This window comes from Enterovibrio coralii (assembly GCF_001559595.1).
GTDB lineage: Bacteria > Pseudomonadota > Gammaproteobacteria > Enterobacterales > Vibrionaceae > Enterovibrio > Enterovibrio coralii.
Map to the genome: position 1 here is coordinate 56,494 of NZ_LNTY01000022.1, position 25,161 is coordinate 81,654.

Genomic DNA, 25,161 nt, shown 5'->3' on the forward strand with positions numbered 1-25,161 from the left:
AAGACGTGAGCACCGTGGTATTGGAAGCTTGATAATTATAAACGGAATGTCATGAAGAAATTAGCGCTACTACTCACCTTACTTGCGAGTTTTACCGCCCATGCGCAGGGAGATGCAGAAGCAGGTAAAGCAAAATCAGCCACTTGCGCCGCATGCCACAGTGCTGACGGCAACAGTCTTATCCCTGCAAATCCTGTGTTGGCTGGCCAACACGAAAAATATCTGTTTAAGCAGTTAAAAGAATTCAAGCTCGGTATGCAAACTGGCGGCGAACAAGGCCGTTACAATGCTGTGATGGCAGGCATGGTTGCACCGCTGTCTGAGCAAGACATGGCAGACCTTGCAGCATTCTATGCATCACAAACTGCCAAACCTGGCACCACACCTGAATCGGCTATCGAAGTGGGTGAAGAGCTTTACCTCGCCGGTGACAAAGAGCGCGGCATCGCAGCATGTATCGCTTGTCATGGTCCGCGTGGTAACGGTACTGCACTGTCAGGCTTCCCGAAAATCTCTGGTCAGCATGCTGAATACGTTCAGGCGCAGTTGGTCATGTTCCGTGATGGCGTGCGTAACAACGACCTCAACGGCATGATGCAAATCGTTGCGGCCAAGCTCACTGACAAAGAAATCGAAGCGATTTCGCAATATGTGGGTGGTCTGCACTAAGCGTTTCGCTTTACAGACACAGTGAAGAAAAAGGCAGCTTAGCTGCCTTTTTTTGTTTTTATTGCCTATTTTTCCATGGTGTTTGTAAGCGATCCGCCATTCGAAGCCTAGAAAGTTGCCTGAAAATTTGCCGTTTTTTATTTTTTTGTTCTATCTTTCATAGAGATAAACAAGACATGCTTTATCGCTATGTCTGAATTGTGATGCATCGCCTGTTTTACATCTCAGAGATACGTAAACTTATCTATGTCGACAGGGAGCTCGACAGGGAAAAGGACAATCAGGACGATATCGCAGGGCAGCGGTAAGGATTCAAACGGAATTTGGCGTGGAACGCTCAGTGATCAGGGTTGATTGCAGTCTGGATGACTAACGTGTGAAGGGATCACACGACAGGACACCTTCAGGACGAAGGAAAGGACACACACCAGGATGGTGACGAAAACAGGGTGTTTGTGAGTAGATAACTCAAATAAAAATGGCAGGATGCCTTATTGCAAACGGAAAATTGTTCACCGGGATGTGGTGTTGCTGTTAGGGATGAAAACGGTAAATACCGTTCTTAGGAACGCTATAGAGCGACAGGCTTTGCCTGTCGCTTTTTTCTTATTCAACTTTCTGCTACATTTCCGCCATTCAATTTGGTGTAGAAATCCCCATGTCACTTGAATGCCCTCTATGTAGATCAGCGGATGTTGCTGATTTCGAGCAGGATAGACGCCGTCGCTACTTTCGTTGTCAGGATTGTTATCTGGTCTTTGCAGACCCAGACTGCCTGCTGCCGCCGGAAGAAGAAAAAGCCGTATACGATCAGCATGAAAATTTTGTTGAAGATGAAGCTACCGCGCTTTCCTGAATCGCCTTGCTTCACCTTTGATGCAACGGCTCGGTGAGGGAACCTTTCAAGGATTAGACTTTGGGTGTGGCCCTGGCCCAGCATTGGCAGCAATGCTGACAGAAGCCAGCCATGACATGACAATCTATGATCCCTATTTCGCGCCCAATGCGACTGCATTGGAGAAGACATATGACTTTGTCACCTGCACCGAAGCAATTGAACACTTTTACACACCTCACAAGGAATGGAGACTGTTGCTGAGTTTGGTTAAGCCCGGAGGCTGGTTGGCTTTTATGACCAAACTTGTGATCGATGCTGATGCTTTCAAAAGCTGGCATTACAAAAACGACCCAACCCACGTGAGCTTCTTCAGTCGCGAAACGTTTAGCTTCTTAGCAGACCGTGATGGTCTTGACGTGGACTTTGTTGGTAACGACGTAATATTACTGAGGAAGAGAAACGAATGACCCGCAAGAAAAAAGGCCGCAAAGTTGGCTCTGAAGGGCCAGCACAATACAACGAAAAGTCACTGAGCCGCGATGATGTTGCTGCTCTGGCTCGTAAGCGCAAAAACAAGCGCAAAGGCCTGAAAGCTGGCTCTCGCCACTCTGGTGGTAAAGAAGAGCAAATACGTATTGCGCAGCAACAACGCGACCCGCGTCTTGGCAGCAAAAAGCCAATTCAATTGGTTGTTGAAGCGAAGCCGCATCCAAAATCTGCCGCTGCGAAGAAAGCACGCAAACTGAGTGCTGAGCAAGAGCTGGAGATGCTGGAAAATGATGCACAACTAAATGTGCTGCTCGACCGTATTGAAAACGGTGAGAAGCTGGGTGCTGGTCTACAGTCTTACGTGGATGAGAAACTGGATCGCATCGAAGCATTGATGAAGCAGCTAGGCATCTTCGACGAAGAAGAGCCAGAAGTAGAAGAAAAGCCGAAGCAATCGAAACGCCGTGGCGATGACGATTTGCTGGCTGAGTTTGAAAACTTCAAATTTGATCAGGAGTAAGTGTTGGAGACTCTTCCTTTAGGTGTCGTTGCCCTTGGTGGCGCAATCATTCTTGGACTGGCAACTTATGCAGGCTGGCTGTTGGCGAAATTGCGTCAACAAACCAAAGCACAAGAAACCGCAATGAATGACGCGATCAAACAGCGCAACTTGAAAATCATTGAAAGTGTAGATGTGATTGCATTGGCAACATTGCAAGAGCAGTGTGATTTGTCGGAAGCGGCTATTCGCCTTTACATGATCATGGACCACCTACAAGGAGAGAAACGCGTCGATTATCCTGCGCGTTTTCCGGCACTGTATGAATTGTACGACGTGGTGAAAGACATGCCGCGCGGTGATGCACGCAAAACGATCCCTAAAAAGGAGCGTATGCGTCATGACATGAACCGCATGAAGGCAGAGTCTCGACTCCAGCAAGCCATTCATACCGAACTGGAAGAGATTTTGGCATTTACCGGTGCCAAAATGACCCCAGTGAGCACCCTGGCAAGTTGATCACTACGATCAGCTCAACAGATTTATCGGGCTGAGCTCGAGAAAGATTCATCCGCGACCGGAGAGTGTGTAAAAATACGCCTGAGCAAATTAGCTCTGGTGCATTACCTCTCCGGTTGTTTATTTTGGCGGGAACATAGATGTCTAAGCAGCAAATCATTTGGGACCAGGCACTGATTGAGAAGTACAACTACTCAGGGCCTCGTTATACGTCCTATCCGACCGCACTGGAATTCCACGAAGTGTTCACGGCGGCGGAATTTGATATGGCGTGTACCCAGTATCCTGAGCGCAACTTGTCGCTCTACGTACACATCCCATTTTGCCATACCCTTTGCTACTACTGCGGCTGTAACAAGGTCGTGACCCGTCATGCGCACAAAGCGGATGAATATCTGGATGCACTGGAGCACGAAATTCGTCAACGCGCTTACTTGCTGCGTGAGCGCAACGTGACTCAGCTGCACTGGGGCGGCGGTACGCCAACCTTCCTGACCAAAGCGCAAATCTCTCGCTTGATGACCTTGCTTCGTCAAGAGTTCCGTTTGTCAGCGGACGCCGAAATCAGCATCGAAGTTGACCCGCGTGAAATCGAGCTGGATGTCCTCGACCACCTGCGTGCAGAAGGGTTTAACCGTCTGAGCATCGGTGTGCAGGATTTCGACAAGGCCGTTCAAAAAGCGGTTAACCGTGAGCAAGATGAAGGTTTCATCAAAGCCATGGTAGAGCGTGCAAAAGAACTTGGCTTCCGTTCGACGAATCTGGATTTGATTTACGGCCTGCCGCACCAAAATGGTGAGACGTTCGCGAAAACACTCGAGCAAGTGCTGGCGATGAAGCCGGGACGTTTGTCCGTGTTTAACTACGCACACTTGCCACAACTGTTTGCTGCGCAGCGTAAGATAAAAGAAGACACCTTGCCGTCACCGCGTGAAAAATTGGCGATGCTGGAGCAAACCATCACCACGCTCACAGATGCAGGCTACCAGTTTATCGGCATGGACCACTTTGCACTGCCGGATGATGAACTGGCCGTTGCACAGCGTGAAGGCATCCTTCACCGCAACTTCCAAGGCTACACCACGCAAGGCGACTGTGACCTATTGGGTATGGGCGTGTCGGCGATTTCCATGATTGGTGATTGCTATGCACAGAACCAAAAAGAGCTGAAAAAGTACTACCAGCAGGTGGACGAGCAGCGTCATGCGTTGTGGAAAGGCGTGATGTTGGACGGTGATGACTTGCTGCGCCGTGAAGTGATCAAATCGCTGATCTGTAATTTCTCACTCGACAAGCGTGCGATTGAGCGCGAATTTGATGTGAGCTTTGACAGCTACTTTGCCGAAGACTTGGATTTGCTGAAGTGCTTTATCGACGATGAGTTGGTGACTGTCACGGCAGATACTATCGAGGTGACGTTGAAAGGCCGCTTGCTGATCCGCAACATCTGCATGTGCTTTGACACCTACTTACGTGACCGTGCTCGTCAGCAGCAATTCTCTCGTGTGATCTGATTTTTCAGTTCCAGAGATAGCAAAAAAGCCGCATTAGCGGCTTTTTTTGTGGCAAGTGATGCGCGAGTTATCGCTTATACACCACTACCAATACTGAACACAGCCAGTACCACAGCAAGTGCTGCCGCTGCCAGTTGACCTGGACCCGCAGCAACAATTTCATTCACAGTCAGCATTGCGTCGAACATAGGACGTCTCATCCGGCGTTGTTAGTTGATTGAAGCGGCGGCATTGTACGTGAGTTTTGCACAAAAAAACACCGGCCTTTGCCGGTGCTTTCAAATAAATTTTTAGGCTGGGAGACGCTTAACCGCGCGCTTGTGCTTTCGCTCTCAACTCCGCTTTTTCACTGTCAGACAAGAATGCGATGTCCAGTCCGTTTTCTTGAAGCTGAGTGATTTGTGCTGCCGTTAGGCTGCGCCCAGTGCTGCCACTTCGTACTCGTGAGGCAGCTCAATACCTGATACCGCTGGATCGTCAGTGTTCAGGGTTGCCAGGATACCGTGGTCGAGGAACTGCTTCACAGGGTGACTTTCCAGTGACGCGACTGTGCTGGTTTGCACGTTCGACGTCAGGCAAGATTCAATACCGATACGGTGCTTTGCCAAGTAATCCATCAGTGCTAGGTCTTCAATGGCTTTCACGCCGTGACCGATACGCGTTGCACCCAGTTCGTTGATGGCTTGCCACATGCTTTCTGCACCCGCGGCTTCACCCGCATGAACCGTGACGTTCAGATTCGCGGCACGCACTTTGGCAAAGTGGTCGTTGAACTGATGACCCGGCTGACCCAGCTCATCACCGGCTAAGTCGATAGCGACCAGATGCTGTTTCAGTGCCAGCAGTGCGTCGAGCTCTTGCATGCAGGCGTCAACGCCGAAGGTACGGCTCATGATACCGATAAGGTTGGTTTTCACGCCGAAGTTACGGCTGCCTGCAGCAACGCCGTCGACAATGGCTTCCACCACACCTTGGACTGGCAGCTTGTGCTTCATCGCCATGTAGTATGGTGAGAAACGCAGCTCGGCGTAATCGATACGTGCATTGAGTGCGTCTTCCACGTTCTCGTAAGCCACACGACGTACCGCATCCAGATCGCCCAATACAGCCACACCCCAATCCAGTTTGGACAGGAAGCCAACCAGATCCGGCTCGTTAGACATCACTTGAACGTGTGGACGAAGTGCTTCAATGGTATCGGCAGGCAGTGCCATACCAAACTTCTGTCCCAGTTCCAGAATGGTGCTAATGCGAATATTGCCATCAAGATGACGGTGCAGATCCGTCAACGGAAGGTGGGTAGCGATCATAAAATTATCCTTATATTTACTTTTCGCAATTATAAGGGCTATGAACAAGATCGTCAGTACAGCTTCAGGGACAATCCGCCCAAAAGGGCGGAATTGGTTAACTTGTTTACTGTTTGTGTTGATATTTTGCGCTAACTCGCAATGGGGTTAGGGCATTTGAAGCTCTTTCAGCTTACGCGTGAGCGTGTTTCGGCCCCAGCCAAGCAGCTTTGCAGCTTCCTGTTTGTGGCCACGTGTGTGGCTTAACGCCTCTCGCAGCAAGATACGTTCAAATTCGGGCAGGGCTTCACGCAGCAGATTTTCATCACCGTTAACCAGAGAGCTTTTCGCCCATTTCGATAACGCCATCTGCCAACTGTCGCCTTCACCGTTCATGTTGCCACCGGCTTCAGGCTGCATCAGCTCTGGGGGTAAATCTTCCGGCAGAATTTCTTTACCGCTCGCCATCACCGTGAGCCAACGACAGATATTCTCAAGCTGGCGCACATTGCCCGGCCAAGGCAGGGACGAAATTAACTCCAACGTCGCTGGATGCAGAGACTTCACTTCAATATCCAGCTCATCTGAGGCACGTTTGAGGAAATGCTTGGCCAACTGGCCAATGTCCTGACGACGCTCACGCAGGGGCGGCAGGTGCACACGAATGACGTTTAGACGGTGGAACAAGTCTTCACGGAAGGTACCGTCGGCAACCAGCTTTTCAAGGTTTTGGTGGGTTGCTGCGATGATGCGCACATCCACTTTGATAGCCTGATGACCGCCGACACGGTAAAACTGGCCGTCGGCCAACACGCGCAACAAGCGGGTTTGAATATCGAGCGGCATGTCGCCGATTTCATCGAGGAACAAGGTGCCGCCATTGGCTTGTTCAAAGCGTCCCTGACGCACGCTATTTGCACCGGTGAAGGCACCTTTCTCGTGACCAAACAGCTCGGACTCAATCAAATCTTTAGGTATAGCCGCCATGTTCAAGGCAATGAAGGCGTTGCTTGAGCGCGGACTGTGGCGGTGCAGCGCGTGCGCGACCAGCTCTTTACCAGTACCGGACTCGCCGTTGATCAGCACCGAAATCGACGAGCGAGACAAACGGCCGATAGCACGAAACACTTCTTGCATCGACGGGGCTTCACCAATGATTTCCGGTACGGCTTCTTTGGACTCTTTCGGTGCGCGCTGACGTTTTTGCTCTTGGCTGTGTGAGACAGCGCGTTCGACCAGTGCGACCGCTTCGTCGATATCAAAGGGTTTTGGCAGGTATTCGAATGCACCTTTTTGGTACGCGCTGACCGCCGCATCCAAGTCAGAGTGAGCGGTCATGATGATAACGGGCAGTGTTGGGTATTCATCCTGCAGGCGGTTTAAAAGGGTGAAGCCGTCTGTGCCCGGCATACGAATGTCTGAGACCAGCACATCGGGCACTTCGCGGTTGAGTCCTTCTAACACACTGTCTGCATCGGCAAAGGTCTCACATGCCATTCCAGCCGCATTTAGAGTGCGCTCTAAAACCCAGCGGATGGAGCTGTCATCGTCAACAACCCAAATAAGTCCTTTGCTCATGATTTCCCCTTAACGTTTGATCGGTAGCAAGATGGTAAAAGTGGTTTGCCCAGGCCAGCTATTCACGAGAATTTTTCCTTTGTGCTGATCGACAAGGTTTCGAGTGATGGATAAGCCAAGCCCTGTGCCGCCCGGGCGACCAGATACCATGGGATAAAACAAGGTGTCCTGAATGTCAGGACTGATACCCGGACCGTTGTCCGTGATATCGATGCGCGCAGCTAAGCGATGTCGCTTGCCGTTTATCACCACCTGATGTTCGGTGCGTGTGCGCAATGTGATTTCGCCTTGTGGCGTGTCTTGAAGAATTTCGGCCGCGTTGCTGACGACATTCAGCAAGGCTTGCTCAAGCTGATCGGGATCCATTTCCAAATCCGGCAAGCTCGGGTCGTAGTCACGGTGAATCGTGATCTCGCCTGCACTGAGTTCGACCAACTGACGCACTTTTTCCAGCACAACGTGGATGTTTTCTTGTTGGCGGTGCCCCGGACGTTGAGGGCCCAAGAGACGATCCACCAAGTTTCTCAAGCGGTCGGCTTGCTCAATGATAATGCGGGTGTATTCACTGAGGCTTGGGTCAGGCAGCATTTTTTCTAGCAGCTGTGCTGCGCCGCGAAGACCGCCCAGCGGGTTTTTGATTTCGTGGGCAAGGCCGCGCACCAACTCTTTCGCCGCTTGTTGCTGAGCTTGCTGTTGCAGCTCTTTGCTGATCTGTTGCTGGTGACCAATGGCTTTAAGTTCAACCAGCATCGAACTGCTGCGCTCCCATTGCAGTGGACTGGCACTGAGTTCTACTTTGCGCTGGTTGCCATCGATGACCAGAGTGACATCGCTGTCAGTTAGTCCTTGACCAGTGGCAAGGGTTTCTTGCACCTGCGCTAAATCAATCGAACAATGCTGAATCACATCGGAAAGAGGCTGTTCGCGAAGGCGACGGGCACTGAGGCAGAACAATTGTTCTGCCGCGGGGTTAGCGTAGGTCACGACAAAGTTCTCGTCGAGAACGACGACTGCCGTGATCAAATTGTCCATGACTGATTCAATAAGCGTGGCCACAAAACCTTCCTAATTGGCTGCACCATGTTGGTGCAATCAAGTTTACCCGATAGTCCGTGTTTGTGCAGCGTATTAGGTCCGCTTTTTGCAACAAGCCCGACAAAGGATAGAGTCGGAAGGATTACAACGGCTTAGGTGTTGCCTTTGGCGGTGTTTTGCGATGAATATTTCGGTGCAAAAACACGGTGACTGACTTCGATGTTGCAATTACCTTGCCATCTTGCAGAAGTTGCACCTTGATTGCGTGTTCGCCGCGATCCACATTGTTCAATTCTATGGATAAACCTTGTTGAGCCTTCTGGGCTTTGCCATCAATCACGGCACGTACGCTTTGGCCTTTGCCCAAAGGCAGGTCAGTGGTCAGTGAAAGAGAGATGTTTCCCTCGTTGTTGCGAATGGTTTCTTCATCAAGCGGGGAAAGCAGCAATACATCCGTGGCGGATGGAGCCTCAGGCTCTGGCGGAACAGGGGGCGCATCTGGTGAAGGCGGCGCTACAACTTGCGGGCTGGTGGACAGCGGAATGTCTTTGAGTTCGATTTCCAGTTCAAGGCTGACCTCAGGGGGAGAGTCACTAAAGTGCACTACACCATTTTCATCGACCCAGCGGTAGTATGAGCCCGCGACTGAAGGGGCTGATATTGCACAACAAAGAAGCAAAGCACCGACGATGCGCATGTGTTTATCCTTGAGTAAAAAAAGATATTCTGCGCCTAAACACCTGAACCACAATAGAAAAAGGGCTCGCTTGTGAGCGAGCCCTTTGATTTCCGAGCAACCCGGCAGGAATTACACTGAGTAGTACAGTTCGAATTCCAGTGGGTGAGTCGTCATGTTCACTTTCTCTACGTCTTGAGATTTCAGAGCGATGTAAGAATCGATGAAATCATCAGAGAATACGCCACCTGCAGTCAGGAACTCACGGTCGTCGCTCAGTGCTTGCAGAGCTTGCTGCAGAGACTCAGCTACTGTTGGGATTTCTGCTGCTTCTTCTGCTGGCAGGTCGTACAGGTCTTTGTCCATTGCATCGCCAGGGTGGATCTTGTTCTTAATACCGTCAAGACCAGCCATCAGCAGTGATGCAAACGCCAGGTATGGGTTTGCTGCTGGATCTGGGAAGCGAGCTTCGATACGGCGCGCTTTCGGGCTTGGTACCACTGGGATACGGATAGAAGCTGAACGGTTACGTGCAGAGTATGCCAGCATAACTGGTGCTTCGAAGCCAGGAACCAGACGCTTGTATGAGTTGGTTGATGGGTTCGCAAATGCGTTGATTGCACGTGCGTGTTTGATGATACCACCGATGTAGTACAGAGCTGTTTCAGACAGACCGCCGTACTTGTCGCCAGCAAACAGGTTTTGACCGTCTTTTGCCAGAGATTGGTGAACGTGCATACCAGAACCGTTGTCGCCAACCAGTGGTTTAGGCATGAAAGTCGCTGTTTTACCGAATGCGTGAGCAACGTTATGAACAACGTACTTGTAGATTTGGATTTCGTCCGCTTTTGAGGTCAGGGTGTTGAAACGCGTTGCGATTTCGTTCTGACCTGCAGTAGCAACTTCGTGGTGGTGTGCTTCAACAACCAGACCCATCTCTTCCATTACCAGACACATTGCTGAACGGATGTCTTGTGATGAATCAACTGGTGCTACTGGGAAGTAACCACCTTTCACGCCTGGACGGTGACCTTTGTTGCCGCCTTCGATAGAAGAACCGCTGTTCCATTTCGCTTCTACGTCATCGATCTTGTAGAAAGAACCTGACATGTCTGTGTGGAATTTCACGTCGTCAAACAAGAAGAACTCTGGCTCTGGACCTACCAGAACAGTGTCTGCGATACCAGTAGAGCGCATGTAGTCTTCAGCGCGTTTTGCGATTGAACGTGGATCGCGGTCGTAGCCTTGCATAGTCGCAGGCTCAAGGATGTCACAACGGATGTTCAGTGTGCTGTCTTCAGTGAATGGGTCCAGCACTGCGGTAGATGCGTCTGGCATCATAACCATGTCTGATTCGTTAATGCCTTTCCAGCCCGCTACAGAAGAACCGTCAAACATCTTACCGTCTTCGAAGAAGTCTGCGTCTACTTGGTGTGCAGGGATAGAGATGTGCTGCTCTTTACCTTTGGTATCGGTGAAGCGCAGGTCAACAAATTTAACTTCGTGCTCTTGGATTAAGGCGAGTACGTTTTCTACTGACATGTGAATAAACCTCCGGTGTCATTGTTCTCTAAAATGGCGAGTTGGCTTAGGTGCGCCCCACCAAAAAATGGTCTGAACTCCCTAAAGCGAAAACCGTGCCAAGTTTAAAATTCCCGTAATTGCCTATGTTTAGGCGATTTAGTGCCACAAAGGTGCAAATATGTGATCACTTTTGGTGCGCGTCCGCACTATCTTGGTGCAAGGAAGGATTGCGTCCTTATCGCAACCATTTCGCAGCGGTTGCTTAACGTTGTCAATCACTGTTGTCTGAGTTTTGAGAAAGGTTGCTTGAGCTGTGATCTGGATCGGAGTCCTATGTTTTGCCTGCATGTGGCGCATAAATCTCCCGCGCAGGGCGAAAAATGGCGGCGTCCTACCATTTTTCACCTGCCAGTTTGTGTGTCATAGCTAAGGCGAAACGAATATAAATCGATCATAGGTCACATAGTTCGTGGGTTTTGAGTAAAAATCTGTTAAATTACGGCCGTTTTTTTAATCAAGTGGCGGTGAGTGCCTCATCTACTAATAGATGATGGCTTTTGACGACACATCTTTTTTGAGTGAAAGAGAACCCATGTCTACCTTACAGATAGATAAACTGAGAAACATCGCGATCATCGCGCACGTTGACCACGGTAAAACTACCCTGGTTGACAAACTGCTTCAGCAGTCTGGCACCCTGGAAACGCGTGGCGAGCACGAAGAACGCGTCATGGACTCGAACGACATCGAGAAAGAGCGTGGCATTACCATTCTGGCGAAGAACACCGCTATTAACTGGAATGACTACCGTATCAACATCGTAGATACCCCAGGACACGCCGATTTCGGTGGTGAAGTTGAGCGTATCATGTCGATGGTTGACTCAGTTCTGCTGATCGTTGACGCGGTTGACGGCCCGATGCCACAAACCCGTTTCGTAACGCAAAAAGCGTTCGCACACGGTCTGAAGCCAATCGTTGTTATCAACAAAATCGACCGTCCTGGCGCGCGTCCTGACTGGGTTATGGATCAGGTGTTTGACCTGTTCGACAACCTGGGTGCAACTGACGAGCAGCTGGACTTCCAAGTGGTTTACGCATCAGCACTGAACGGTTGGGCGACCCTGGAAGAAGGCGAGACTGGCGAAAACATGGAACCACTGTTCCAAGCTATCGTTGATAACGTATCAGCACCAGAAGTTGATATTGACGGCTCTCTGCAAATGCAGATCTCTCAGCTGGACTACAGCTCTTACGTTGGCGTTATCGGTGTTGGCCGTGTGACCCGTGGTTCTGTAAAACCTAACCAACAAGTGACCATCGTAGGTGCTGACGGTAAGACCCGTAACGGTAAAGTCGGTACTGTACTGGGTTACCTGGGCCTTGAGCGTCATGACGTTGCATCTGCAGCAGCAGGCGACATCATCGCAATCACTGGCCTTGGCGAGCTGAAAATCTCTGACACTATCTGTGACGTAAACGCGGTTGAAGCACTGCCAGCGCTGTCAGTTGACGAACCAACTGTAACCATGACGTTCCAGGTAAACACCTCTCCTTTCGCAGGTAAAGAAGGTAAGTTCGTGACCTCACGTAACATCCTTGAGCGTCTGCAGAAAGAGCTGGTACACAACGTTGCACTGCGCGTTGAAGAAACTGAAGACCCAGATAAATTCCGTGTATCTGGTCGTGGTGAACTGCACCTGTCTATCCTGATCGAAAACATGCGTCGTGAAGGTTTCGAGCTAGCTGTATCTCGTCCAGAAGTAATTCTGAAAGAAGAAGATGGCCAGCTGATGGAACCGTTTGAGACCGTGACCATCGACGTGCAAGAAGAGCACCAGGGCGGCATCATGGAGAAAATCGGCCTGCGTAAAGGTGAGCTGACTGACATGTCTCCAGACGGTAAAGGTCGTGTGCGTATGGACTTCATCATGCCATCTCGTGGCCTGATCGGTTTCCAAACTGAGTTCATGACCCTGACTTCAGGTTCAGGTCTGATGTACCACACTTACGACCACTACGGTCCGCACAAAGGTGGCAACATCGGTCAACGTAACAACGGCGTACTGATTGCAAACGCAGCGGGTAAAGCCCTGACTAACGCCCTGTTCAACCTGCAAGAGCGCGGTCGTCTGTTCATCGGTCACGGTGTAGAAGTTTACGAAGGTATGGTTATCGGTATCCACAGCCGTGACAACGACCTGACTGTTAACGCCCTGAAAGGTAAGCAGCTGACTAACGTACGTGCATCAGGTACTGATGACGCGCAGGTTCTGACTACGCCAATCAAATACACCCTTGAGCAAGCTCTTGAGTTTATCGATGACGACGAACTGGTAGAAGTAACACCAGAAAGCATCCGTATTCGTAAGAAACTGCTGACTGAAACTGACCGTAAGCGCGCATCTCGCGGCGCGAAGTAATCGTCAGTTTAAAGACATAAGAAAGCCTCCCAGTTGGGAGGCTTTTTTTTTGCGTAAAATCTGCTACTTCGCGACTTTGTTATAGATAAACAGCAGAATAAGTGCACCTACCGTCGCCATGACAATACTGCCAATACTTAATCCGCCTGTCGTGCCAATACCAATCAAGGTACTGACCCAGCCACCGACAACGGCACCTGCGATGCCCAGTAGCGTTGTCATGATGAATCCGCCACCGTCTTTCCCAGGCATAATCCACTTCGCCAGAATGCCGGCGAGAAGCCCAAGAATGATCCAGGAAATAATGCTCATGTGTTCTCCTCCAGGTTGAGAGACAGAACGAAATCGTTCTGTTGAATGCAGGCATATCTTTGCCTGCCAAAACCTTAAAGGAATTTGTCTCACATGTTGTGTCTCAACCTAGAGAATAAGCGAACACTAATTTAGTTTTTCAATGTCGCCAAGAAGCGCTCGGATTCTGCAATCGCCGCTTGCATGTCTTTGATCGCTCGATTGATTTCTTGCTCCAATCCTGCAAATTCACCTTTCAGTGCACCTATGGCCGCCGCATTCAAATTATGTTTAAGATACAGGGCGTTATCGCGTAGTGTGTCCAGTACGGGTTCCATTTTGCTTTCTGCTTTTTTCATGGCAGACAACATCTGGTGGTAGCTGCGTTCGGTTTCTTTGAGTTTGCGCTCGCTTTCACGGCGCAGTTTGGCACTGGAATAGAGCGAGAGCTCTTCTTGCCATTCATCGAACAGGGCATCGGAAACGTCTTCGACCGCGCTAATGCGCTCTTTGACGTTATCCACTGCTGCTTCGCTTTCTTCATACTGGTCGTTGATGGTGTTATACATGGCTTCTAACTCGCCGCCATCAAAGTGGGTCAATGCCGTCAGCGCATCGAGTGCACTGGTGAATTGCTCACTGGCATCTTGCTGCGCCTCAGAGGCGGCTTCGACGCGGTCAGCCATGATGTCGCGTTTGTGGATGCCGACTTTTTCCATCGTGGCATAGTAGGCAGACTGGCACCCTGAGAGCGCGAAAATAAGAAACAGCGAGGAGAGAAGACGCACGGTAAACTCCTTGAATTGTGGGTGAATACGCAAGCTATCTGAAATATGCATCTTCAGATTGTTTGGGTATATGATTACTTTCTTAAGAAAAAACTATGGTTGAAGCTGTGGAACGACTCAAGCATTCTTTGCTCAGGATGGGACATATCCTGTTTGCTTTTGCAAGACACCTTGTATTACGTGTAAGTCACGATCGGTTGACGGTCAGCGCAGGGCACATGGCGTATGTGACCTTGTTATCGTTGGTTCCTTTGATCACCGTCGTATTGTCTGCACTGTCTATCTTCCCAAGCTTTGCTGACGCCGGCGAGCAGATAAAATCTTTCGTGCTACATAACTTTGTTCCCGCATCGAGTGAGGTGCTGGAACAATACCTGAATGAGTTTGTTGCCAACGCAGGCAAGATGACTGCCGTGGGTGTGGGTTTTCTGTTTGTGGTGGCACTGATGTTGATTTCAGCCATTGATGCCAGTTTGAACTACATCTGGCGAGTGAAGCACAAGCGCGCGCCCGTGATTTCGTTTTCCATTTACTGGATGGTACTGACGTTAGGGCCTGTGATGGTGGGCACCAGTATCGGTGTGAGCTCTTACTTGGGCTCTTTGAACCTGCTTAACGTGGAAGGCAGTGAAATGTGGGCACCGCAGCTTTTGCGCTTGCTGCCATTTACCTTAACCACCTTGGCGTTCTTTGGTTTGTACACCTTAGTACCGAACCGACGGGTGGTGATCTGGCACGCGCTGACAGGTGCTGTGTTCGCCAGTTTGCTGTTTGAGTTCAGTAAGAAGGGCTTTTCCATCTATGTGGCGAAGTTCCCGTCCTATGAGTTGATCTACGGGGCATTGGCGGTCATTCCGCTGTTGTTCGTGTGGGTTTATCTCAGTTGGTGTATTGTCCTGTTGGGGGCGGAAGTCACCGCCTCTTTGGGTGAGCGAAGCCTTTGGTACTCGCCGGAAAAAGATCCAAATACACAGTCTATTGATAATTAAGATGATAAAGAGGGAGCTGGTATGATTGCGCTTATTCAGCGAGTCAGCGAAGCCAATGTAGTGGTTGATGGCAAAGTAGTTGGTGCGATTGGCAAAGGGTTGCTGGTGCTGTTGGGCGTGGAGAAAGGCGATGACGACAAGAAAGCGCATCGCTTGCACGAGAAGGTTCTCGGTTACCGCATCTTCGGTGACGAGAACGACAAGATGAACCTCAACGTTCAGCAAGCAGGTGGTGACGTGCTGGTGGTTTCTCAGTTCACGCTGGCCGCAGACACCAAAAAAGGCATGCGCCCAAGCTTTAATGGCGCGCCGCCAGCCGAAGCCGAGCGTCTTTACGACGTCTTCTCACAATACTGTCGCGATAGCGGTGTTCGTACTGAAAACGGCATTTTTGCGGCGGACATGAAGGTGAGTTTGGTCAATGATGGCCCAGTGACCTTCTGGCTTCAGGTCTAATTTCACCACGTCGCTTTATCGAGTAACACGGGTTCACAGGGAGAGGAACGGCATGTTTCGATTGGTTACCCCAACCAAAGACAACGAGCTTCAGGCGTACTACCACTTTCGGTGGAAGATGCTGCGTGAACCTTGGCGACAGCCCGAAGGCTCCGAGCGTGATGCCTATGATGTCGGCTCGCATCACCGCATGATCATCGACACCAAAGGCGAGCCGATTGCGATTGGCCGCCTTTACCTTACCCCAGATAACGACGGACAAATTCGCTATATGGCGGTTGCGCCTCAATACCGCGGTCGTGGCCTTGGTGCCCTCATTTTGATGGCATTGGAATCCCTTGCTCGTCAGGAAGGAGCAAAGCGTTTGGTGTGTAACTCCCGTGAGGATGCGATTGGGTTTTACAGTTCAAATGGTTTCGTAAACCAAGGCGATCTTAGCGAGGAGCGCGGTCCTGTCCGTCACCAACAAATGCTCAAGCCGCTCGACCCAATGTCAGACGTGGTTCGACGTCCAGAGTGGTGCCAAGAGTTGCAACACCGTTGGCAGCAACAAATTCCCATCAGCGACAAAATGGGTGTGCGTATTTCTCAGTTCACGGGTTACCGTTTTGAGGTAGCTGCATTGCTCAACGCCAACCTTAATCCGCACCAAACCATGTTTGCTGGCAGCGTGTTTAGCATGGCCACCTTGGCGGGCTGGGGCATGGTGTGGCTGATGATGAAAGAGCGTCAACTCTCCGCGAGTATTGTGCTGGCGGACAGCCATATTCGTTATGGTAAGCCAGTGACAGAGCGTCCGCGCGCGCAGTCTCACTCGATAACTTGAGTGGGGATCTCGACCGATTGGCGAGTGGCCGAAAAGCGCGCGTGAAGATGGAAGTGACCATCTACAGCGGCGATGATGTTGCGGGCACCTTTGTCGGCACTTATGTCTTGTTGCCCGAAGCGCAATCCGATGAAGATGACGGTCAGACTCAGACCTTGCTGTTCGGATAAGGCTGCTTTGCTTTAGCGCGTTATTTCTTCGATAACTGCACGTCCGCCTCGCCGGACACCAAATCCCAACGTCCCGATAAGTTCAGGCTCTGGTTGTTTTCTTTGATGACAACCGGTGCAAGGTGATGCGGCCGCGATCGGCAAGCAGTGTGATCCCGCCGGTTGCCAGTGGCCTTGGTTCGGCACTTTCATCACGCATCCGATGGTTGATCACGCTGAGAACACCTTGAGACAGGGATTGCCCCTTGTCGGCATTGATCCACATGCGATGTGGTGTGGCGGACAATTCGCCACTCAGGCTGTAAGCAAAGCTGTCTTCATCGCTCGCAAGTCCCGATAGCGACACGTCGATGTCGTGCTCGCCGTTAATACCTAGCGGCAAGCCTATCCAACGCAGGTACAAATCATTTGGAATACTGAGTCCGCTTGCCGTCACATGCCAAGGTGCACTGGACTTGGAAAGGTCAATGTCGGCTTTAGCGGAAAGCTGGCCTTGGATAAAGGACAGCGATAGCGGGTCGAGTTGCCACTTGCCGTTGTCGCTTTTCATTGAAAAGTAAGGTGATGACACAGGAATGCGGTTGATGCTGGCACTTGCAGCACTGGCCGACAGTTTGCCGTGCCAAAGTCCAGATTCCCCCCCTTTTTTCACTGTGAGGTTTTGGCCGCGAAGGTTCAGACCAACCACTTGGAGCGGGAATGTAGGGTCGAGGTGCACCACACTGGTGTGTTTGATGGTGACGTTATCCAGTGAAATGTCCTTGAGTGCTGAAAGCGCGCCGAGGCTTGATTGAAACACCTGGTCCTCGGCATTGAGGCTCAAACCGCTCACGATAAGGTTATCGAGTTCGAGCGCGCTAGGGCTCAGCGTGCCCGCGAAAGAGAGAAAGCCCTCTTCATCAAATTTGGTGGAAAAGGCGTTAACCTCAATACCTGCACCAGACAGCGACGCTTCGGCTAGCATGTCGGTCATCACCCAATCGTTATAACGCAGCAAGCTGGTATTAAATGACAGAAGTGCGGACGTGGTGGAGAACAGCGGTTGCCCTTGTCGCAAGGTGACGCCTTGTAACGATGCGTTCAAGTGCTCGACGGTGACGGTATCAAACGAGGCACTGATATCGAGCAAATCTAGACGACGGAAAGTGATTTCGTTGTCTTTGGTAAACGCCTGCCACTGTTCAACCACGCGAGTTAACGCGTCGGAGTGCTCCAATTGCGCGTCACTTAATGTCAGCTGGTGGAAGAGCCATTGGCGCGAGTCGGCCAAGGTTGCGCTGCCCGTGATGTTGCCCCAAGGGCTGTTAAACGAAATGCCCCAGATTTCCCATGCGTCATCGTCTCTTTCGCTGTCGAGCAAAAGGTTGCTGATTGGCAGGCCGTCGACTTCCACCATGGGCGTCGAGAACAGGAATTGCCCTTGCCAGTCTCCCCATGGCGACGCGCTGTTCTGCCAGTCGGTCAATTGAATGGCGGCTTCTTTAAAGGCCACGGTTTTACCTGCGTAGCTAATATCATCAAGGGCCATGTGTTTGATGATGAGTGCCTTAGGCAGAGATTGTTGCCATTGGTCTGTAAAGGTTGCACCTTTGATCACGACACTGTTTAGCGTGGGCTCGCTGCCAATAAAAGAAAGCGGTGCAAAGGACGCGGCCACATAGTTGGCGCGATAGCTGTCAGCCCCCGTTTCATCCTTACTGTTAAGCAGTTCGGGTTGAATAAAGGTCAGGGTGAAAGGCTTAGTGATGTCGTAGCGAAGCTCATCGGCCGTGAGTTCATAGTCAGAGAAAGTGCTGACGGCGTGTTTTGCCATCGTCAGGCCATATTGCGTATGCAGCAGTGCAACGACCGTAAGCAGGGCCACCGCAACAACAATAATGACGGATGCAAACAACTTGGCGAGCAATCGCATGGCGAGTCAGTCTCTCTTTATACCGTGCTTGAAACCGTAAAATAGGGAGCATCAAACAAGGTAAGTGTTCGGTATAGAAGGCGTGAAGCCCCGTGTTTACTTGAGGTTGGCGTAAAAAACACCATTATTCAAGAAGTAAAGAAAGAGCGCGTGAAGCAAGATAAAGAAAAGCCCCCATAAGGGGGCTTTTGTGTTTTTCCGTGTAATCTGGGATTACAGTTGTGGACCAGCTTGAACCAGTGCTTGGCCTTCTGCAGTGTCTGTGTATTTCTCAAAGTTCTTCACGAAGCGTTGAGCCAGATCTTCTGCTTTGCTTTCCCATTGTAGTGGGTCAACGTAGGTGTCACGTGGGTCAAGGATTTCTGGGTCAACGCCAGGCAGTTTGGTAGGAACTTCCAGGTTGAACACAGGGATTTGTTTGGTCTCAGCTTTTTCGATTGAGCCATCCAGAATCGCATCGATGATCGCGCGGGTATCTTTGATAGAGATACGTTTTCCAGAGCCGTTCCAACCGGTGTTAACCAGGTACGCTTCTGCGCCAACTGCTTCCATACGCTTAACCAGTACTTCTGCATACTTGGTTGGGTGCAGCGTCAGGAACGCATTACCGAAACACGCTGAGAAGGTTGGTGTTGGTTCGGTGATACCACGCTCAGTACCTGCCAGTTTCGCGGTGAAGCCAGACAGGAAGTGGTACTTAGTTTGCTCTGGAGTCAGTTTAGACACTGGAGGCAGAACACCGAATGCGTCAGCAGACAGGAAGATAACCTTGTTCGCATGACCGCCTTTAGACACAGGCTTAACGATGTTTTCGATGTGGTAGATAGGGTAAGAAACACGGGTGTTTTCAGTTTTCGAACCGTCATCGAAATCGATAGAACCGTCGTTGCGAACCGTTACGTTTTCTAGCAGCGCATCACGACGGATTGCATTGTAGATGTCTGGCTCAGCTTCTTTAGACAGTTTGATGGTTTTTGCGTAACAGCCGCCTTCGAAGTTGAAGACGCCGTTGTCATCCCAACCGTGCTCATCGTCACCGATCAGTGCACGTTTAGGGTCAGTAGACAGCGTTGTTTTACCTGTACCAGACAGGCCAAAGAACACTGCAACGTCGCCTTCTTTGCCCATGTTTGCAGAACAGTGCATTGATGCAATGTCTTTCAGCGGAAGGAAGTAGTTCATCATTGCGAACATACCTTTCTTCATTTCGCCGCCGTACCAGGTACCGCCGATCAGCTGCATGCGCTCAGTCAGGTTAAAGACAGTGAAGTTTTCAGAGTTCAGACCGTGCTCTTCCCACTTCTCGTTGACGCATTTCGCACCGTTCATTACCACGAAATCAGGCTCAAAGCTTTCCAGCTCTTCTTCTGTTGGGCGGATGAACATGTTTTTCACGAAGTGCGCTTGCCACGCTACTTCAGTCACAACACGGATGCTTAGGCGGGTATCAGGGTTTGCACCACAGTAACCGTCAATCACAAACAGACGTTTGCCAGACAGCTGAGCGGTAACGAGGGCTTTAAGATCATCCCATACGTGCTGGTCAATTGGCTTATTATCGTTCTTGCCTTGATCCGACCACCACATGGTGTCGCGGGTAGTATCGTCGCGCACAATGTATTTGTCTTTAGGAGAGCGACCAGTAAAGATACCAGTGTCTACAGAGACAGCACCAAGCTCGGTAACAATCCCTCTTTCGTAGCCTTCCAGTTCTGGTTTCGTTTCTTCAACAAAAAGTTGTTCATATGTAGGGTTACGAACAATCTCTTTTACATTGAAAAGACCGTGCTTTGACAAATCCATATTATTTGCAACCTTTTTCTCGACGTTCATGACAGTCATAGGTGCTCCTTGGGTAAGATGTAATTAACTGTCGTCCATGCTAGCAACCTGAACTGGGCAATTCAGGGATTCAATTCAAAAAATAACCACAAACAAATTAAGGGAATGTAATTCTCTTTTCCGTTGTGTCTTATTAATATTACCGCCTTGTTGCGCAGTTGTGCCACACCATATCGGTTATTATTTGTACAAAATTAAGCAGTTACAAATCAGCGTAGCTTTTGTGGGAAAATTGGGCAAATAAATAAAAAAACCGGCACAGAGGCCGGTTTTTGTGGGTTTTTTGAGCGTTAATTAATAAAGAAAATTATTAATGCACCGCGTCTGATGCTGGACCGTTTTGTTCGTAAAGTGCTGAAATATCAACAGAATCAAACTCGTAGTCTGCACCGCAGTAATCACAGTGAAGTTTAATGTTTCCCATCTCTTCGAGCATTTTTTGAACTTCTTGGCGATCAATCGCGACAATCGCTGAAGCACTGCGCTCGCGAGAGCATGAACACTTAAATGTCACGGTTTTTGGCTCGTAGACTTTTACATTTTCTTGGTGATACAAACGGTATAACACTTCTTCAGCGTCCAAAGTGAACAGTTCTTCGTTCTTCACGGTCTCTGTCAATTGCGCCAAATGGTCAAAATCTTGTTCGTTATTTCCTAGGCCGTCTGGCAGGATTTGAAGCAACATACCCGCTGCTTTATCTTGGCCGTCAACGTCACCAGTGCGAAGCCACAGACGGGTCTTCAACTGCTCTGAACGTGCGAAGTAATCTTCTAGGCAAGCTTCGAGTGTGTCAGCTTCCAAACCCACGATGCTTGGTAGCGTTCGCCTTGCTCTGGCTCGATGGTGATAACGATATTGCCTTTACCCAGCAGCTCTGGCAGCGTGCCTTCCGCTGGCACGTTGTCATTCCAACGCGCAGTGCCGCGAAGCACTTGGTTGTGGTTACCGTTGATCACTACCAGTGAAACAGGGCCATCACCTTGTAGTTGCACTGTGATGCTACCTTCGAATTTCAGGGTCGCAGTCAGCAGGCTGGTGGCTGTCATCAGCTCGCCCAGCAGTTTTTTCACAGGTGCAGGGTAGTCTTTGCCACCTGTCAGCTGTTGGAAAGAATCAGAGAGTTGAACCAGTTCGCCGCGTACTGAGACGCCATCGAACAAGTAACGGTGCAGACTGTCTTGTGCCATGGGATAACTTCTCCGGCGTTAATCGTTACTGTTTCTAAATTTAATAATATCGCGTCGCTGCTTTTTATCAGGACGACGATCTGGACTTGGATTGTGTGCATTCAGCTGACGTTCGAGAGTGCGTTGTTCACGTTTCGTCAAACTTTCATCTGTTTCGCGATAGAGGGTTTGGGCTTCCGGGGCACCACGGCGCTGTTCGCTGAGCTTTTCGATGACAACGACCTTCTCGTCGAAACCGAGTCTCAACTTAATTTCAGCTCCCACTTCGACGATTTTGCTCGGTTTGGAACGCTGACCGTTGTAGTGGACCTTGCCACCATCAATCATGTTTCTTGCTAGGGTGCGTGTTTTATAAAAACGGGCAGCCCATAGCCATTTATCCAACCTGACTTGTAAATTTTCGTCGTTTTTCTCGTGCTTGAAACCCACTAAACACCTCTCTAACGTATGGTGGCTAAACTTACCACGTTTACATAATACGATCAGCATCACAATTAGGGGTCTTATATGGTGTTTCATCGTCTAACTTTCAAGCCGCGATGGAATCATTTCCCCAAATTTTCGCACCTAGTTATCGGCAAGTGCACAGAAAAAGGGTAAATTGGAGAGTCAAGTTACTGAAGTTGAAACATAGATATACACTTCAAGTATTAGCTGAGTGACTTTGGAAAGTCGGCTTATAAAAACAGGAACAGCATGTCTTCGAATTTTGGGATGTCGCGTCTCGCGAATTTCGCGCAACCACAACTAGGGAAAGAGTTTCATACCCGTCTGGCAAAGTGGGTAGCACGCCTGTTGATTTTATTTCTGGCGTGGACGCTAGGCCGACTGATTTGGGTATGGTTTGAACCTGCCTCAACGCAACCCGCGGCGCAATCAAATCGTCCGTTTGTTGCTTCCACGACTGCGTCTCCTGCTTATCAAATTGATCAGCTTGCTCGTCATCAGTTATTTGGTGAATTCAATGCCAAGCTGCGCCAGTCGCACCGAAACCCGAGCCTGTGGTGGAAGCACCGAAAACACGCCTTAACTTAACTTTGGTAGGGTTGGTGGCAAGCTCGGAACCTGAACGCGGTCTTGCGGTTATCGCAAACCGTGGCTCACAGAAACATATGGGATTGGCGAGCCAATTGAAGGCACGCGCGTCACCTTACGTCAGGTACTAAATGACCGCGTCATTTTACGAAACAACGGCCGTGATGAAGCTTTGATGCTGGCGGGCGTTGATTACAACAAAGCAACGCCGCAGCGCCAGACTCGTCCTGCGGCACCGGCTGCACCAGCATCCAATGGCAGTGGGCCGGATCTAAGCTCAGTAAAAGCAGAGATCATCAATAACCCGCAAGCACTGTTGAAATACATCACCCTGTCTCGTGAACAAAACGAGTCAGGCCTTATTGGTTACCGACTGGGGCCTGGAAGTGACAACCGCTTGTTTAAAGAAGCTGGCCTACAGACTGGCGACATCGCGGTGGGAATTAACGGTGCGGATTTGACCAATCCCGCGGAAATGAACCGTATCTGGCAAAGTTTGTCTGATGCATCTGAAATCAGCCTAACCGTTCAGCGTGACGGTCAGTTGCACGAAATCTATATCAGTCTGTAAGTCAGACTGGAGACGGAGAATACAGTGAAAATCGGTAAGAAACGGAATGCTTGGCTCATCGCCGGTGTGCTTACCATGCAGAGCGTAGGAGTTTGGGCAGCAGAATTTAGCGCCAGCTTCAAAGGCACTGACATGCAAGAGTTCATCGAGATTGTTGGACGCAATCTCGAGAAGACCATCATTGTTGACCCTGCCGTGCGTGGAAAGGTCAATGTGCGCAGCTACGATGTGCTGAATGAAGAGCAGTACTACCAGTTTTTCCTTAATGTGCTCGAAGTCTACGGCTTTGCTGTGGTGGAGATGGAAAACGGTGTGCTGAAAGTTGTGCGCGACAAAGATGCCAAGCAATCTGCGGTGCCGGTTGTCGGGAACAACTCTGTGCAGGGCGATGCCATCATCACACGAGTGGTGTCGGTTAAGAACGTGACAGTACGAGAGCTGTCGCCTTTGCTGCGTCAGCTGATTGATAACGCCGGTGCCGGTAACGTTGTGCACTACGATCCAGCCAACGTCATCATGATCACGGGTAATGCTGCGGTAGTGAATCGTCTGGCGGAAATCATCGAGCGCGTCGACAAAGCCGGTGATACCGAAGTAGAGATCGTTAACCTCAAGCATGCCTCTGCCTCTGAAATGGTGCGCATTGTGGAATCGCTGCACAAGCAATCCGATGGCAAAAACGTACCTGCATTGCTCCAACCAAGTTTCGTTGCTGATGAACGTACTAACTCAGTGCTGATCTCTGGCGAACCACAAGTGCGAGAGCGTATTCGCAAACTGATTGCTCAGCTTGACCGCGAAATGGCAACCACGGGCAACAACCGCGTTATCTATCTTCGTTATGCAAAAGCCGAAGACGTGGTTGAAGTGTTGCAAGGTGTGTCAGAAAACCTGGTCGCAGAAAAGCAAGGCGGTCAGCGTCAGCCAAACGCAGCTGCCGGTGGCGAGGTGAAAATCTCTGCGCACAAAGGCACCAACGCATTAGTTATCACCGCGCCGCCTGACATCATGCGCGCGCTGGAAAGCGTGATTGCACAGTTGGATATCCGTCGTGCGCAGGTATTGATTGAAGCCATGATCGTGGAAATGTCGGAAAGTGACGGTGCGAACCTAGGTGTTCAGTGGGGCTCGCTTGACGGCGGCGGTATCCAGTTTGGTAACACGGGCGTGCCAATCACCAACTACTTGGCTGCGCAAGAAGAAGCAAAAGACACGACTACCACCGAGTCTCGCTTCGACAACAATAACAACTTGGTTGAAGTGCCAATCACTGAGTCGGGCGACCCAACCGCGATTGCTGAAGTGCTGGGCGGCGTGAGCGGCTTGGCGGCAGGTATCGTGATGGGCGACTGGACAGCACTGGTGACCGCAGTGTCGACCAACAGTGATTCAAACATCCTGTCTTCACCAAGTCTGATGGTTCTGGACAACGAAGAAGCGTCATTCATCGTGGGTGAAGAAGTGCCGGTTGTAACCGGTTCGGCCACAGGCTCAAACAACGACAACCCATTCCAGACCGTTGAGCGTAAGGACGTGGGCATCAAACTTAAGATCACGCCGCAAATCAACGAAGGTGATTCTGTTCAGCTGAACATCGAACAAGAAATCTCAAACGTACTGGGTGCGAGCGGTGCCGTGGACATTCGCTTTGGTAAGCGTCAATTGACCACCTCGGTCTTGGCGGCAGATCAGCAGATGATTGTCCTGAGTGGTTTGATTGATGAGCAGACCAATGAAAGCGAGCAGAAAGTGCCGCTGCTGGGTGACATTCCAATCTTGGGTCATCTGTTCAAGTCGACCTCGTCGGGTAAAACCAAACGCAACCTGATGCTGTTTATTAAGCCGACCATCATTCGCACAGGCTTGACGGCCGATGGCATCACACAGCGTAAGTACAACTATATCCGTGCTGAGCAAATCTACCGTGCACAGGAAGAAGTGAAACTGATGCCGGGCGTGACCACACCTGTGTTGCCTGAGTATGGTGCAGATCTGTCTATGCCTGCGGAAATACGCGCCATCATGGCGGAATTGAGGTAAT

The 25,161-nt window shown here is 50.3% G+C and carries 17 protein-coding genes and 5 pseudogenes; 11 read left to right on the forward strand and 11 right to left on the reverse strand.

The features are described from left to right. Window positions 1-51 precede the first annotated feature (51 nt). The 5 genes and pseudogenes from ATN88_RS06870 to hemN all read left to right on the forward strand — a co-directional run bounded on the left by ATN88_RS06870 (window position 52) and on the right by hemN (window position 4,528). Window positions 52-669: a c-type cytochrome gene (locus ATN88_RS06870; protein WP_067413321.1), complete on the forward strand. Its 618-nt coding sequence runs from the start codon at window positions 52-54 to the stop codon at window positions 667-669. A gap of 658 nt (window positions 670-1,327) precedes the next feature. Then, window positions 1,328-1,974: pseudogene (locus ATN88_RS06875) on the forward strand (class I SAM-dependent methyltransferase). Continuing rightward, complete coding sequence (gene yihI, locus ATN88_RS06880; protein ID WP_067413323.1) at window positions 1,971-2,516, forward strand: Der GTPase-activating protein YihI; 546 nt, start codon at window positions 1,971-1,973, stop codon at window positions 2,514-2,516. Before ATN88_RS06875 ends, yihI begins: the two are co-directional and overlap by 4 nt. Further along, window positions 2,517-3,014 (forward strand): DUF2489 domain-containing protein, encoded by a 498-nt coding sequence (locus ATN88_RS06885; protein WP_067413326.1) that lies wholly within the window; start codon window positions 2,517-2,519, stop codon window positions 3,012-3,014. It abuts the gene before it with no gap. 140 nt (window positions 3,015-3,154) lie between these two features. After that, the gene (gene hemN / locus ATN88_RS06890; RefSeq protein ID WP_067413329.1) at window positions 3,155-4,528 is read left to right on the forward strand and encodes an oxygen-independent coproporphyrinogen III oxidase; all 1,374 of its coding nucleotides are present in this window, start codon (window positions 3,155-3,157) and stop codon (window positions 4,526-4,528) included. A 306-nt stretch (window positions 4,529-4,834) separates the two neighbouring features. Here the strand turns inward: hemN and add are convergent. From add to glnA, 5 genes and pseudogenes are all read right to left on the reverse strand, one after another. Next, window positions 4,835-5,838, reverse strand: a pseudogene (gene add / locus ATN88_RS06895) (adenosine deaminase). Window positions 5,839-5,985: 147 nt separating this feature from the next. Beyond that, on the reverse strand, window positions 5,986-7,395 hold the full coding sequence (gene glnG, locus ATN88_RS06900) for a nitrogen regulation protein NR(I) (RefSeq protein WP_067413333.1): 1,410 nt from the start codon (window positions 7,393-7,395) through the stop codon (window positions 5,986-5,988). Between the two features lie 9 nt (window positions 7,396-7,404). Beyond that, on the reverse strand, window positions 7,405-8,451 hold the full coding sequence (gene glnL, locus ATN88_RS06905; RefSeq protein ID WP_067413336.1) for a nitrogen regulation protein NR(II): 1,047 nt from the start codon (window positions 8,449-8,451) through the stop codon (window positions 7,405-7,407). Window positions 8,452-8,572: 121 nt separating this feature from the next. Continuing rightward, window positions 8,573-9,127 (reverse strand): DUF4124 domain-containing protein, encoded by a 555-nt coding sequence (locus tag ATN88_RS06910; protein WP_067413339.1) that lies wholly within the window; start codon window positions 9,125-9,127, stop codon window positions 8,573-8,575. A gap of 111 nt (window positions 9,128-9,238) precedes the next feature. Then, window positions 9,239-10,648, reverse strand: a complete 1,410-nt coding sequence (gene glnA / locus ATN88_RS06915) for a glutamate--ammonia ligase (protein ID WP_067413342.1) — start codon at window positions 10,646-10,648, stop codon at window positions 9,239-9,241. Window positions 10,649-11,222: 574 nt separating this feature from the next. Here glnA and typA point away from each other — a divergent pair. Next, a complete protein-coding gene (gene typA, locus ATN88_RS06920) occupies window positions 11,223-13,052 on the forward strand; it encodes a translational GTPase TypA (RefSeq protein WP_067413345.1) in 1,830 nt (609 codons plus the stop codon). A gap of 63 nt (window positions 13,053-13,115) precedes the next feature. Here typA and ATN88_RS06925 read toward each other — a convergent pair whose 3' ends face one another. Next, on the reverse strand, window positions 13,116-13,364 hold the full coding sequence (locus ATN88_RS06925; RefSeq protein WP_067413348.1) for a GlsB/YeaQ/YmgE family stress response membrane protein: 249 nt from the start codon (window positions 13,362-13,364) through the stop codon (window positions 13,116-13,118). Window positions 13,365-13,495: 131 nt separating this feature from the next. After that, the gene (locus ATN88_RS06930; RefSeq protein WP_067413351.1) at window positions 13,496-14,131 is read right to left on the reverse strand and encodes a DUF2959 domain-containing protein; all 636 of its coding nucleotides are present in this window, start codon (window positions 14,129-14,131) and stop codon (window positions 13,496-13,498) included. A 95-nt stretch (window positions 14,132-14,226) separates the two neighbouring features. Between ATN88_RS06930 and ATN88_RS06935 the strand changes: the two genes are divergently transcribed. The 3 genes and pseudogenes from ATN88_RS06935 (at window position 14,227) to ATN88_RS06945 (ending at window position 16,572) form a co-directional block, all read left to right on the forward strand. Continuing rightward, the gene (locus ATN88_RS06935) at window positions 14,227-15,120 is read left to right on the forward strand and encodes a virulence factor BrkB family protein (RefSeq protein ID WP_067413355.1); all 894 of its coding nucleotides are present in this window, start codon (window positions 14,227-14,229) and stop codon (window positions 15,118-15,120) included. A gap of 21 nt (window positions 15,121-15,141) precedes the next feature. Then, a complete protein-coding gene (gene dtd, locus ATN88_RS06940; RefSeq protein ID WP_067413358.1) occupies window positions 15,142-15,576 on the forward strand; it encodes a D-aminoacyl-tRNA deacylase in 435 nt (144 codons plus the stop codon). 52 nt (window positions 15,577-15,628) lie between these two features. Continuing rightward, window positions 15,629-16,572, forward strand: a pseudogene (locus ATN88_RS06945) (bifunctional GNAT family N-acetyltransferase/hotdog fold thioesterase). An 82-nt stretch (window positions 16,573-16,654) separates the two neighbouring features. On the opposite strand, the gene ATN88_RS06950 reads toward ATN88_RS06945, so the two are convergent. From ATN88_RS06950 to hslR, 4 genes and pseudogenes are all read right to left on the reverse strand, one after another. Beyond that, on the reverse strand, window positions 16,655-18,484 hold the full coding sequence (locus ATN88_RS06950; RefSeq protein ID WP_067413361.1) for an AsmA family protein: 1,830 nt from the start codon (window positions 18,482-18,484) through the stop codon (window positions 16,655-16,657). A 213-nt stretch (window positions 18,485-18,697) separates the two neighbouring features. Then, window positions 18,698-20,326, reverse strand: coding sequence for a phosphoenolpyruvate carboxykinase (ATP) (gene pckA, locus ATN88_RS06955; protein ID WP_067413366.1), 1,629 nt, complete (start codon window positions 20,324-20,326; stop codon window positions 18,698-18,700). 310 nt (window positions 20,327-20,636) lie between these two features. Continuing rightward, window positions 20,637-21,514 (reverse strand): annotated as a pseudogene (hslO, locus tag ATN88_RS06960) (Hsp33 family molecular chaperone HslO). Window positions 21,515-21,532: 18 nt separating this feature from the next. After that, window positions 21,533-21,943 (reverse strand): ribosome-associated heat shock protein Hsp15, encoded by a 411-nt coding sequence (gene hslR, locus ATN88_RS06965; RefSeq protein ID WP_067413367.1) that lies wholly within the window; start codon window positions 21,941-21,943, stop codon window positions 21,533-21,535. Between the two features lie 267 nt (window positions 21,944-22,210). Here hslR and gspC point away from each other — a divergent pair. Both gspC and gspD read left to right on the forward strand, forming a co-directional pair. Next, a pseudogene (gene gspC, locus ATN88_RS28825) lies at window positions 22,211-23,120 on the forward strand (type II secretion system protein GspC). Between the two features lie 24 nt (window positions 23,121-23,144). After that, window positions 23,145-25,160 (forward strand): type II secretion system secretin GspD, encoded by a 2,016-nt coding sequence (gene gspD, locus ATN88_RS06975; protein WP_083539436.1) that lies wholly within the window; start codon window positions 23,145-23,147, stop codon window positions 25,158-25,160. Window position 25,161 lies beyond the last annotated feature (1 nt).

Bases quoted from the DNA above. Each gene is read 5' to 3' on its own strand.
- ATN88_RS06935 (WP_067413355.1), top strand. From the start codon at position 14,227: ATGGTTGAAGCTGTGGAACGACTCAAGCATTCTTTGCTCAGGATGGGA.
- yihI (WP_067413323.1), top strand. From the start codon at position 1,971: ATGACCCGCAAGAAAAAAGGCCGCAAAGTTGGCTCTGAAGGGCCAGCA.
- glnA (WP_067413342.1), bottom strand. From the start codon at position 10,648: ATGTCAGTAGAAAACGTACTCGCCTTAATCCAAGAGCACGAAGTTAAA.
- ATN88_RS06910 (WP_067413339.1), bottom strand. From the start codon at position 9,127: ATGCGCATCGTCGGTGCTTTGCTTCTTTGTTGTGCAATATCAGCCCCT.
- ATN88_RS06950 (WP_067413361.1), bottom strand. From the start codon at position 18,484: ATGCGATTGCTCGCCAAGTTGTTTGCATCCGTCATTATTGTTGTTGCG.
- glnG (WP_067413333.1), bottom strand. From the start codon at position 7,395: ATGAGCAAAGGACTTATTTGGGTTGTTGACGATGACAGCTCCATCCGC.
- pckA (WP_067413366.1), bottom strand. From the start codon at position 20,326: ATGACTGTCATGAACGTCGAGAAAAAGGTTGCAAATAATATGGATTTG.
- typA (WP_067413345.1), top strand. From the start codon at position 11,223: ATGTCTACCTTACAGATAGATAAACTGAGAAACATCGCGATCATCGCG.
- ATN88_RS06925 (WP_067413348.1), bottom strand. From the start codon at position 13,364: ATGAGCATTATTTCCTGGATCATTCTTGGGCTTCTCGCCGGCATTCTG.
- dtd (WP_067413358.1), top strand. From the start codon at position 15,142: ATGATTGCGCTTATTCAGCGAGTCAGCGAAGCCAATGTAGTGGTTGAT.
- hemN (WP_067413329.1), top strand. From the start codon at position 3,155: ATGTCTAAGCAGCAAATCATTTGGGACCAGGCACTGATTGAGAAGTAC.
- ATN88_RS06870 (WP_067413321.1), top strand. From the start codon at position 52: ATGAAGAAATTAGCGCTACTACTCACCTTACTTGCGAGTTTTACCGCC.